General features: G+C 41.6%; 6 protein-coding genes. 1 reads left to right on the forward strand and 5 read right to left on the reverse strand.

Features of this window, described 5'->3' with window-relative positions:
- Window positions 1-56: 56 nt before the first annotated feature.
- On the reverse strand, window positions 57-5,024 hold the full coding sequence (locus Q0954_RS04990; protein ID WP_299454454.1) for a hypothetical protein: 4,968 nt from the start codon (window positions 5,022-5,024) through the stop codon (window positions 57-59).
- Window positions 5,025-5,037: 13 nt separating this feature from the next.
- Entirely contained in the window at window positions 5,038-6,375 is a 1,338-nt protein-coding gene (locus tag Q0954_RS04995; protein WP_299454457.1) for an anthrax toxin-like adenylyl cyclase domain-containing protein, read from the reverse strand.
- Window positions 6,376-6,911: 536 nt separating this feature from the next.
- On the opposite strand from Q0954_RS04995, the gene Q0954_RS05000 reads away from it, so the two are divergent.
- Window positions 6,912-9,176 carry a SpoIIE family protein phosphatase gene (locus Q0954_RS05000; RefSeq protein WP_299454460.1) on the forward strand — a complete coding sequence of 755 codons (2,265 nt, stop codon included), beginning with the start codon at window positions 6,912-6,914 and terminating at the stop codon, window positions 9,174-9,176.
- On the opposite strand, the gene Q0954_RS05005 is transcribed toward Q0954_RS05000, so the two are convergent.
- From Q0954_RS05005 to Q0954_RS05015, 3 genes are all read right to left on the reverse strand, one after another.
- Window positions 9,171-10,316, reverse strand: a complete 1,146-nt coding sequence (locus tag Q0954_RS05005; RefSeq protein WP_299454463.1) for an amidohydrolase — start codon at window positions 10,314-10,316, stop codon at window positions 9,171-9,173. The two genes, Q0954_RS05000 and Q0954_RS05005, sit on opposite strands and share 6 nt — an antisense overlap.
- Window positions 10,317-10,439: 123 nt before the next feature.
- Window positions 10,440-11,681: a leucine-rich repeat domain-containing protein gene (locus Q0954_RS05010; protein ID WP_299454466.1), complete on the reverse strand. Its 1,242-nt coding sequence runs from the start codon at window positions 11,679-11,681 to the stop codon at window positions 10,440-10,442.
- Between the two features lie 512 nt (window positions 11,682-12,193).
- Window positions 12,194-12,388 carry a hypothetical protein gene (locus Q0954_RS05015; protein WP_299454468.1) on the reverse strand — a complete coding sequence of 65 codons (195 nt, stop codon included), beginning with the start codon at window positions 12,386-12,388 and terminating at the stop codon, window positions 12,194-12,196.
- Between the last annotated feature and the right edge of the window lie 8 nt (window positions 12,389-12,396).

A 12,396-nucleotide genomic window follows, 5' to 3' on the forward strand; every position in this document is an offset into this window, starting at 1 on the left:
ATAAAGAAAGGCGCATGCTTTTGGTACACGCCTTTCATTTTATTCACCAAAATATTCTACCAGAACTTAAGGCTTTTCCAAAGTTTCTTTACCACTTTGTCTACTTCCTTGCTCGCATAACCAGCTCCTTTCAAGGCATCTTTGAGCCCACTTTTGCCCAATTTAAATGACTTTTTAAGGTATTTACTGGTATCTTTAGTGCTTAGTTTATAGGCATTTTTCAATACTTTACCCACATCTTTGGCACTCTTACCTATGTCTTTCAACGTTCCGGCGGCTTGCTCAGCAGATTGTCCATATACACTTTTCAACGCGCCCCCTACTTCTTCTACACCCACTCCGGCTTTATCCAATACTTTTGCCATGTCTTTGGCTGATTGTTTATAGCTCGACTTCATGACATTGGCTATTTCGTTGGCACCTTTGCCAATTTTCTTAAAAGTTTTGGCGGTATTTTCAGCGCTGAGCTTGTATACTCCTTTCAACATATTACTCATGTCGTGGTTGCTAATACCTGCTCCGTTCAATAAACGTAGGGCTTGCTCAGCGCTTTGCTTATAGGTGTTTTTCAATGCATTACCTATGTCACTGGCACCCTTACCTATACTTTTAAAGGTATTGGTAAAGTCTTTTGCTGACATTTTAAAGGTGTTTTTCAACGCTTTGCCTATTTCGCTGCTGCTTACGCCTATGCTTTTCATCATATTGGCGGCTGTTTTACCACTGTAGCGGAACCCAACTTGCAACGCTTTGCCTATAGCCTCGCCTCCTTTGCCAATGTCTTTCATTGTTTTGGCTACGTCTTTAGCCGATTGTTTATAAGCATAACGCAAAGCTTTGCCCACTGCACCAGCATCAACACCTACCGAATCAAGCGTTTGCGCTACTTGCTTGGCTGACTGCTTGTAGGCAGACTTCAGCCCTTTGGCAATAGTAGTCGCATCTTTGCCAATAGACTTCAGAGTTTGTGCCACTTGTTTAGCCGATTGCTTGTAGGCAGACTTCAACGCGCCAGCTACTGCTTCAGGCGACTCTCCTACTTCGTCCAGTATCTTGGCCACGTCTTTGGTACCAGTATTGAAAGCATTTTTCAGGTCTTTAGCTATTTCATTTGCTCCGGCTCCCAAGTCTTTCATAATAGGCGCAAAAGCCTTGGCGGTAGTGCCATACACCTTCTTAAAAGCTTTTCCCATTTCTTCAAAGCTCTCACCAGCTTCGTGCATCAATTCGGCAGCTTCTTCTACACTTTTCTTATAGCCTTTACCCAATACTTTGGCCACCTGTTCGGCACCTTTGCCCATTTCAACAAAACCATCGCCTATGGCATTCATCCATTCTTCAGCAGTGTCAAACAACTCAGTTACAATTTGCTTGATCTCGTCAAACACCCATTCGCCTGCCTTTTTCATATCGGCATTGGTAGCCTTCAGCTCTAGCTTAAAGTTGTGTTTGATGTCTTGCAGTTTAAACCCTCCACTAAAGTTTACAAAAGCTTTTTTGCCGTCGTAGCCCAATTCCAGGTCAGCGTCTACGTTCAGGTCTATTTTAATCTTCCCCATATCGTCTACCACATCTCCCAAAAACCCTAACTTGGCAAGGTCTATTTTACCCTCAAATTTAAGGGTAAAGTCCCCACCTGCGCCAAAGTTTTTAACCGACTCAAAGTGTCCATTGATGAGCGACTCCATAAACACTTTACCAGAAAACGCCTTGCCTGGTATTTTGATGTCAACAGTACGACTTAAGGCAAAAGCAAAACCATTTTTGGTAGCTTTCACAAAGCTTTCAGACTCTAGTCCCAGTAAAAATAAGCGTCCACTAAAGTACAAATGAGGAGGGCGCAGTTCCGGGTTTTTGAGTTCGTTTTGAAAGAAAGTAGACACTGAAAAGAAAGGCCCCGACTTACCTTCTACGTCTGACAGTTCAAAGAAATTTTTATTATAAATCACCAGCGGCTTATTGAGATAAGACTGAGCTGCCACCCCTTTGTTGGTGCGTATGTCTATTTGAGTGCTCCACTCTAAGCCTAACACTGACAGCGTGCCACTCATAAAATAGCCCTGTGGAAACACCAACGTACCCATTTGTGCACCAGCTGGTGCCAGATAAATTTGTGGGTTCAATGACACACGCAGGTTTTTGCCCACTTTTTCTATTTGATAGTGGCGCATATTATTGGGCATATCGGTCAGGCTCCACGACTTGCCCGGTTTGTTTACTACAAACAAAGCAGAGGTTTCGGTAGAGGGCACCGACACTGTGCCATAGGTTTGGAAAGCCGCCGATATGGCAGTCAAATCCTGGTCGTTAAAGTTATCAGTCTCAGTGAGAGGAATATCAAAAGGGCGATTTCCTTTGACTTCTATGCCATCCAAAATGCCCTCTATGTCGTCAGGGATGTCAGTCTGGGCAATGGTTTCGGCAATATCTCCCAAAGATAAATCGCTGATTGCCCCAGCAAGCAAACTTTTAGAAGGGTCAGTGGAGTCGAACAATACAGCAATAGAACTAGTAAAATCGGGCAAGTTGATGGTGCCCGCAATACCCAAACTTGGAATACCGCCCCAATTGAATCCTAAAGCCAAGGCAAGGTTGCTCAACTGCAAATCGCCAAACTGAAGGGTGCCTTTCATGCTTCCAGAAAAGAAGAACCCTCCCTTTACTAAGCTCATTGCCACATCAAACTGACACATTTCGCCCTGAATTTTCATTTGCAACATTCCGGCAAGGAATAGCTCAGGGGTGCCGTTATTCATGGCGAAACCAAACTTTGCCTGAAGCGGATGCTTGCTCATAAGCTCGGTAGTATAACTCACAAACAAACGGGTGTCTTTAGAAGGATTTTGGCCCACCTGAAGTGTTACCCCTAGTTCAGGGTCAAGCCCTAAAACTTGCTTGAGTAGCTTCATTTCCTTCTTTTTAGTATCTATCTTCCACTTGGCGTATACGTTCAACCCAGCCACCAAACCTCCTGCCTGAGCAGGCATTGGAATGTTGGACGAGGTAAGCGCAGGGTTAGCAAATTGCTCCATTCCAGGAAACTTAAAAGCAGCATCGCTATAGCTTGCCAACACCAAGGTAAAGTCTTGTAAGTCTGCTACTTTCTCGAAGGGTTCAAGAAAACTCATCCCAGGCAATTTAGACGGTTGAGCATCTAACAAAGAAAGTCCTCCGGCAACTCCCCACTTCCCCTCTACTTTTTTTATTTCGAGCGCAAAGTAAGCATCATCTTCGTAGCGGGTGCCCATTTGAAAAGCCATTCCTCCACTGTCTTTCTTAAGCAAAACAGAAGAGTTGTAGAAAGTCATATCAAAACCACTGGGCAACGATAGTTTTTCCTTGGATAGTTTGCCCACTAACTCTTTAAAATTTAGCTCATCACACTCAGCTTTTATCTTAAAGTCACCCGGAATGGCATAAAAACCCTTAAGGCGTATATTTTTGCCAATGCCTACTTCTCCTCTGAAACTCCCTCCTATTTTGCCTGTTTTAGGTATTTTCAGGTCAAAACGAATATTAGAAAACGTAAGCTTTTGTGGTCCCAGGTCTAGCGACCAACTGTCTGGTTTTTCCATCAAACCACCCGAAAACGAAATAAAATTGCCCATAGACACCATCAACACTAAGTCGTTTACTGCCATATTGGGCAAAGCAGGTATTTCAGGGGCAAACTTTTTCATTAAGCTTCTTATAGGCAGAGTTTGCGCTTCGCCCAATCGCATAGAAATAAGGTAAGCATCGCGGCTATTGGCTTCGAGGTCAATCTCTACCCCTTCTATTTCAGTTTTACCCCAAAAGCCAGTCTCAAATTGAGGGTTGTTAAATGGATTGTTTACGGCAAAACGACATCCAAGCTCGTTTACCACAATATGGTCGTCCCATATTTGCCAATTAAGGTTTTCCATCGCCACCTGTACTGCAAGGTAGCCAATACTAAAACCACTGTTGCCATAACTAAACGAGAAGCCCAGGTTGGTCAACTCCAGTTTTTTTAAGGCATTGAGGGGTTTGGTCATTATATCAGGCAACGTATCGCTCAAACTATTGTCACCTCCCGAAATATCGGCAAGGTCAGTAAGATTACCTACCGACACTCCCTCACATAAAGCTTCTACTGCAATAGTTTCATCACTTATTTCTCCTACAATGTCTAGGGTAATGTCGGCTTTGGGCAGGTCAAGTGTGGCTGTATATGCAGCAATTGGCTGATAGCTCTTGCCCATATTTTGCCACCCCAGTTTTAAAGGTGTATATATTTGGTAAATACTGTTTGTGAGCTCTATCCCTCCCATTGTCATATCTATGCCCAGATCAACATGCAAGTGAATTCCTGGCAACTTATTGCCCGTGAGCCAGGGAAACCCTCTCCTACTGGCTACATTTCGTTCGAGCGCAGGGTTATACATGTATTTTTCGTCGGAGGGCACATTGATAAAACCGGACACTGTCAAGGCATCCATTTCGCCCAAACTATTCTTTAAAATGCCCAGTTGCGCTGGTGGCTTCATTATACCACCAAAGTTTACCCCAGCATCCAAGTCGAGCCCCAGGGAAGTGTCATACCCAGCGTGAGAAGCTACTACAAAAGAGGCCTCTTTAAACTTCAGATCATCAAGCAAAGAACCCGATGCTGCTGACGCATCACCAAAAGCAGGCAATGTTTTAAACGAATCGCTAAACTTCCAGAAGCCAGAGGTTTTGCTGGCATCAATGAGCATATATTTCAATACAGCCCTTATCTCACCCTCAGCATCTACTGCAAAAGAAGCTGTTAAGGGCATACTCGGCACGTTCATAAAACTTGATACACCTGTAATAGTGACCAACTGTAGTTGTTCGTTGGTTTCTATACTTGCCTGGTCAATGGCAATGACACTCCCTTCTTTGAAATAGACATTCTTTAAGAATGCATCAAAGTTGTCGGTAAGTTTACCAAGCGGCAGATTAATCTGACCATTATGTGGGGTTAATTGGTTTACAAGCTCCGAAAAACCTGTGGCTACCATTATATCTTGTGTTTCCATAGTTAGTTTGCGATTAGCCTACCACAGTAGGTTCTTTGTAATGTTTTCTGAAAGGATTGTTTTTAGGATTAGAAGCAATGATATATTGCAAATATTTATCTTCGCCCAGGTCTTTAGCCCAACCAGGGTTCAAGCCTACCCTAAAATTTGCCTTCACTGCCTTGTCTATCAAGCCTTTAAACTCTCGCTTGACCGTTTCATAATCTCCGTTGCCATCTATGGTAATAATTCTGCTTTTATAAGCAGTGGCCACCTCGTTGTTATCGGGCAAAAAAGCAATAAAAGGATAGTCTACATCATCTATTTTTGGGCGACCAGCCTCATCACTATGGTGTACCAGGTTGCCCATATTATACCCGCAGTTTTTTTTGAACTTTTCATTCAATATATTTTTAAGTAAAGAGAGGCGGGGAGTAATATTGCCCACCTCTGCATCTTCGTGCACTTCGGTGGCAGAGTAACTAAAGAGGGTAAGGGTAGCCGCTGGACGCATATCCATTTCTCTGGACATCAACTCCAACTCCTCAGCCTTTTCGGGCTTTCCATCGAGTTTGTATTGCGTCATTTGCTGCTGTACCAAAGTGCGGTCTGCCCACACCGAAAACAAGTCAAAATCGGCAGTCGTAGCGTATAAATGAATAACTCTGTCGCTCATATAATCATCCATATTTACTTTTTTAAAGTTAGGATCAACAAATGACTTGACAGGTAAGAATACGGCTGGTTTTTCGGGAACGGTGTAGTATACCTCCCAGAGTTTGGGCAATGAGGTATTGACAAAAGCACTTTGCCAACTTGTAAATTCGCCCGAAGTACGCAAGAAACGTTCTTTGAGGTAAAAACGGTAACCTGAAGCTTCCTTGACATAATCGCCCTTGACGTGGGTCATCAATGGAGAAAACTTGTAACAGGTGGGGGTCAAATCACCCAGCTTATTCATTTCACGAAATAGCTTCAAACCTGAATCTTCGGGTATTTCTCTTAGCAACCTTAAGTCATTGATGAGTTCCAGACGGCGCGCTTCCGAAATCACCACTTGAGTGGATTGTGCCCCAGCTTTGAACGCTTTTTTAATGCTTTTTTTCTGGCTATTTTGTCCGTCTACAGTAAGCCCAGCTTTGCTAAATAGTGGATGAGTGTTTACAAAACCTGCCATAGGGCCCCAGTTGCAAGACTTGGCTTTATTATGAAAGCCCTTAGAAGCGTACCCTTCTTCTATAAGCTTAGTGGCATATTTACCAGGTGCTCGTGACATGATAATGGTTTTTTGTTGCTCAGCAGCATCCAAAAACTGTCTTCCATGACACTCAGGCATGCCTACTGCTTTAAGTGCATTGTCTCCTATTTGCATCAATAAATTTGTTTAAAGTTTGTTGATTATTTTGTGATTGAGTCAGACGCCTTCCCTAAGAAATACTCTCAAGGTCAGGTCATAAAAAAAGCTTCTCAGAGATACTTTCAGGAACTGAAAGCACTACCATAAGAAGCCTGATATATTGCCATTGGCAAACCAGTGTTTACCAAAAAAATTATACTAATTAATGAATAGTTAATAATACAACCATTTACCCAAAGTTGCAAAACAATGCATTTGAAAAGAAAGAAAATATTGTATGTATGGCTGTGTTTTGGTGGTTGTACTAAATAATATAACCACACAGGTATGTCAGGCAACAGCCTGGAGGGAGTATAAAGGTTAGGTTTGTTTTAAAAGTATAAAACAAGGCGATAGAGTTTATAATAGTTTTTTTGAAAAAAATATAGGGGAAAAACAGTTTTTTGTATCTTTTTTGGATAAAAGCTTACTCAATACAGCTGGTTTTGCAAATATGTCTTAAGTTTATCATATTCATTGCCAGGCTTTGCATCATAACTTAAGTTTTTTTAATGACTCACGCTCTTGCTACATATACCTCATTATGGCTTATTGCTGCATTATTGCTGTTAAATATACATTTGCCTTTTGCCCAACCTACTGCGACAAGCGAGTCACTACTTACCCTTAATAACCCTGATTTTGATGATTTAGATCTTGCACCTTACCTTCAAGTACTGGCTGACCCTACCCACAGATTATCGTTTTCTGATATTAAACATCAGTACAACCACCAATTTACTCCCCTTCAGAGCTACCAACAGCCTATCAACTCAAGCTATACTTATTGGGTGAAACTGAAAGTGCACAATACCAGTATTCGTTTTATTAAAGGCTTTTTATATTTAGGGGTCAATGATACTACCCATGTGTATGTATACGATCATCAGGCAGCGGCTTTTCAAGACAGGCAAAGTACTGGGGTCATGATTGACTTTAAAGACCGATTGCATGGGTTGGGTAACTGGTACGATCAACTTGCCGAAGTACGCCTGACTCCTCAGGGTTTGTATACCATCTATTACAAAATACACAACCACTCTTCTCAGGCTATAGATTTTCAGGCCAAGCTAGTAACCGATCAAAGTCAACAAGCCCATAACAAACGACAAAATTTTACGCAAGGGGTATTTCATGGCTTTTTTTGGCTTATTTTTTTCATTGCCATGACCGTTTTTATTAGTACCAAAGAGGTAGTTTATCTGTTATTTGCCTTACAAACTATTAGTTTTTCTATAGGCTACCTCCCTAGTTATGGGTATTTGAGCTTCATAAGCAACAATAACATTCATGATTACATTATATGGCTGATAGCAAGTCAATTAGCAGGTATTTCTTATATCCAGTTTATGCGGGTAGTGCTTCATACTCGCCAATTATCAAAGTATATAGACTATGCCCTGGTGTTGATGATTATCACCCGTTTAATGGCCTTGTTCATTAGTGGAATATTACTTTATCAGTACAAGCACGCCGTGGCTACCAACATGTTGTCAATCATCAACCTGGCAAATATGGTCGCAGGCATCACAATAATAGTGATTGTTTATAATAAGGGAGCCACTTTTGCCAAATATCTGCTGGTGGGTAGTTTTTTGTTTTTGGCCGGTTTAACCCTTAACAGTGTAGCTTCACTAGGGCTTATTACTGATATTGAACCAGGTTTATTTTTACAGGCAGGTATTTTGTGGCAAAACATTATGTTTGGTGCTGGATTGGGACACAATATTTACCTTAATTTTAAGAAAGAACAAGAAGCTCAGCTCAAGATTCTCTCACTGGAAAAGAATGCCAAAAGAGAACTGGAGCAAAAAGTAGCAGAACGTACTCAAGAACTCAAGAAGGCCAACAGTGAGATACTGACCCAAAATGAGGAGCTACAACAACAACAAGAGGAGGTATTGACCCAACAAGACTTTATTGCAACCAAAAACAAAGAACTTGCCCGTACCAACCATAAACTAGATAGCAGCATCAGGGCAGCCAATAATATTCAGCAAGCTATTTTGCCTCACCAGAGTAAGTTTGACCAACTCCTCAACGACTACTTTATCATCTATCAGCCTAAAGATGTGGTATCGGGCGATTTTTACTGGATCAATCCTATCAAAACTCACCCACATCAAGACACTTTCCCTCGCCCTGCCAACCCTTCGGTGCTCAGCCATACTCATAAGGTAGTGTTGGCGGCAGTAGATTGTACCGGGCACGGCGTACCGGGTGCTTTTATGTCTTTGATTGGGCACATGTTGCTCGATCGAATTGTAAATATTCTAAAGATTACTAATCCAGCAAAAATCTTGACACGCCTGGATAACGAAGTATTGAATATATTAACCAAAAATGGGGTACATAGCGATGGAGGAATGGATATGTCTATAGTAGTAGTAGAAAAACTACCTGATGGGCAAACCCAAATCGATTTTGCTGGTGCTAAAAGCCATTTGGTTTATGTTGACGCAAATGATGCTACCCTTCAGGAAATAAAAGGCAGTAGAAGGGCCATAGGCAGAGAAATAAAACACCCTCTGGGCTTTGAGAACCACCGCCTTACCCTGCCTGCCAATAGTTTGCTCTACCTCAAGTCAGACGGCTTTACTGATCAAAATAATGTCAAAAGACGAAAGTTTGGTACTCGTCGTCTCAAACACACCCTGGCAAAAATACATCACTTGCCTTTGCTTGAGCAAAAAGTATTTTTAAACACGCTGCTAGAGCGCTACATGCGCGATACCGAGCAACGTGATGATATTTTATTGATTGGAGTAAGGCTATAATAGACTCTCTTGTATAATACCCCAAAACATGGCTATACCTGTAGGTAATATTTCGTCTGGAAAGTCATAATCTGGATTGTGTAACTGTGGGTGATGCTCGCCTGCCCCTAATCCAAACAATGCGCCTGGATAACGTTCAGTAAACTGCCCAAAGTCTTCTGACCATTTCATAGGTGCAGTTACCTGTTTCAACTCCAGTTCGTTGCTTTCGGCTACTTTTTTAATCGTTTCTACACAAGCTGCGTTATTCACTGCGGCAGCAAAGGATTCGGTCCATGCTATTTCAATGCCTAAGTCATATTTTTGAGCAATGGCTTGAGCCTGGCTTACTGCCTCATTGGTAAGTTTTTGCATGTCTTTGTTTGAGAAAGTACGCAAGGTAGCCCTTACCTCAGCATAGCCTGGAGTAGTACCAAAAGCTATTTCGCCCAATAGGGCATGGACAACTGTGATAAGCGTGAAATCTTCAAAACTATGGGCTTTGGGCAAACCATCCAACATTTGCACAATAGCTGCCATTGCCAATGCCGGGCTTTTACCATCTTGAGGCTCGGCTGCATGCGATGTTTCTCCTATAAGTCTAACAATCAAGCCTTTAGATGCTGCACAAAAAGCACCTGGTTTTACTAATATTTGATGTAACGGGCTACCTGGCAGATTGTGCAGTGCAAACACATAGTCGGGCTGAATTGCTTTAAATTTTTCGTCGTTTAACATTTGCAAAGCTCCCTCTCCGGTTTCTTCAGCAGGCTGAAAAAGTAAGCTTACCTTGCCCCTTGGCAAATCTTGTAAAAAAGGCGCCAACCCAGCCACTATCGTCATGTGCCCATCGTGCCCACACTTGTGTCCCACTCCTTCGCTGATAGACTTATGGGCAAAATCATTGATTTCGGCTATAGGCAAGGCGTCTAACTCACAACGAATCAATACATGTTTGCCTGGCTGAGTTCCTTCAAAAGTGGCCACTACACCAGTGCCTCCTACTTGCTCTAGCAATTGCTTGGGCGAGTATTTTTTGAGAAAATCAACTACTCGTTGGGCGGTTTTATACTCTTGGTTTGACACTTCCGGGTATTGATGCAGGGTTTTGCGAAAGTGACTGAGTTGAGAGACTGAAAGTGTTTCGGATACTGTATTCATCTTTTTGTAAAATAGTTTGATTGAGTAACTTTTGGTAATGTGTATTATAAACATATTAAGCCCTTAAGCAAAAAATGGTTTTGTAAATCATCACAAAACCATTAAAAAAAACAAAAAGCAACCTTAAAAATCTATAGTACAATTAGGTAGTCGTTTTTGAATTTTTTTCAGTTTTTTCTTTGAAATAGGGTTGCCTTCCAACACTAAATATTCCAGATTGGGCAGGTTTTGAATCTCAGCAGGTACATCGGTGAGCTTATTATTGATCAATGACAAGGTGGTGAGGTTGGTAAGCTTGCCTATAGACTTAGGTAACTTGGTGAGTTGATTGTCGTTGAGCGAAAGTACCTCTAACTGTTCAAGGTTACCCACATTTGCGGGCAATGCCGTCAGTTGGTTGCTGTCTAAAGCCAATGATTTAAGCTGGGTAAGCTTAGTAATTGCCATAGGAAAAGTAGTGATTCTATTATGTGACAAGTTAATGTCTCTCAGGTTTTGAAGTTTGCCAAAACCAGGTGGCAAACCAGTAAGTTTGTTATATAATAGGTATAAATCTTTGAGGGTTTTGAGTTGAGCAATGCTTGCGGGCAAAAAAGTAAGGCGGTTGTGCGACAAGTGAAGTTCTTTGAGGTGCTCTAGTTCGCCTATGCTTTCGGGCACTACAGCCAGGTGGTTGCCGTCTACCGAAAGGTACTTCAGGTTTTTGAGTTGACCTATTTCTTCGGGTATGCTTTGCAAGCGATTCGATTGGGCATCGAGGTATTGTAGGTTTTGCAACAAGCCAATGCTTTCGGGCAGCACTGCGAGCTTGTTTTTGTTGAGATAAAGACTCTTCAGGTTTTGTAGTTTGCTTATGCTTTCGGGCAACTCGATGAGGTCGTTGTGCCCCAGATTTAAAATACCCAAATGCTTCAGTTTACCTATGCTTTCGGGCAAAACAGTCAGTTGGTTATGGTCAAGCCATAAATCTTCCAGATGGTTGAGCTCACCTATGCTTTCAGGTAACTTCGTAAGGTGGTTATGGTTAAGCCAAAGCTCGTGAAGTTTTTTCAGCTTACCTATGCTTTCGGGCAAAGTATGCAAGTGATTGTGATTGAACCAGAGTTCTTCGAGCTGTTGTAATTGATCAATTGTAGAAGGCAACACCTCTATCTTGTTGCCCGAAACCCCCAACACTAACAAACCAGGGAGGCGGTCAATGCCTTTGGGTAAACTGGTGAGTTGTTGATTGCTTATATTGAGTTTGTGTACGGCTTCAGGATTTTTAAGGGCGTCTTTCATAGACTTATACCCTTTGTATTTTTGTGCTTGGGCAGCAAACATAAATACTATTAGAAAAGATAAAGAACAAAAGAATGTTTTCACGGGAATTGTCATTGGTTTAACACAAAAAAAATACATCTGGCAACCCTTACCAGATGTAGATTTCTTTTTATGTACAATAAAAGCACCAATTTGGCTTATTCCAGCATTTTTCCTGTTTTTGGTGAACATTGTGCCGTTATCACTTTGCCAGGAATTACATTATAGAGGTGGTTATTTTTTCAAATGCTTTACCTGCGCTTTAAGTCTTCGTCAAGACAAATACGGAATAAAACGCCTAAAAAAGCGGGTACTCATAAGCATGAAACAATGGCTATCTTGGTATGTTTACCCAAAGCTTAACTCTTCTCTATCTTTTTTTACGCCTTTTTGATAAAAAGCATCTTTTTCAATGTCATAAGTCAATGCCATAGTATTTAAAGTTTCTTGAACGGTTTTATTGTCGCCTCTGGTGGTGTCCCCACAACTGGATCAAATCAAAGGGCGAGATTGTTAACCCTCAGAAAAAAGTGACAAGCCCATTAGATACGCTCCTGCTTGCTTATTGTTTTGGTTTAGAGCTGCTCAACTTGTTCTTTGTTCAAATTGGTAGCCTTCATAATATCTTCGGTAGAAAAGCCTGCTTTTTTCATGTTCAGCGCAGCTTGAAGTATGCCCTTTTTTTCTCCTTCTTCAATTCCTACCTTTCTACCTTTTTTTACGCCTTTTTGATAAAAAGCATCTTTTTCAATGTCATAAGTCAATGCCATACAAAAAC

The organism is uncultured Microscilla sp. (assembly GCF_947493425.1).
Taxonomy (GTDB): domain Bacteria; phylum Bacteroidota; class Bacteroidia; order Cytophagales; family Microscillaceae; genus Microscilla.

Coding starts and splice junctions, on each gene's coding strand:
- Q0954_RS04990 (WP_299454454.1), bottom strand. CDS start 5,024: ATGGAAACACAAGATATAATGGTAGCCACAGGTTTTTCGGAGCTTGTA.
- Q0954_RS05005 (WP_299454463.1), bottom strand. CDS start 10,316: ATGAATACAGTATCCGAAACACTTTCAGTCTCTCAACTCAGTCACTTT.
- Q0954_RS04995 (WP_299454457.1), bottom strand. CDS start 6,375: ATGCAAATAGGAGACAATGCACTTAAAGCAGTAGGCATGCCTGAGTGT.
- Q0954_RS05015 (WP_299454468.1), bottom strand. CDS start 12,388: ATGGCATTGACTTATGACATTGAAAAAGATGCTTTTTATCAAAAAGGC.
- Q0954_RS05000 (WP_299454460.1), top strand. CDS start 6,912: ATGACTCACGCTCTTGCTACATATACCTCATTATGGCTTATTGCTGCA.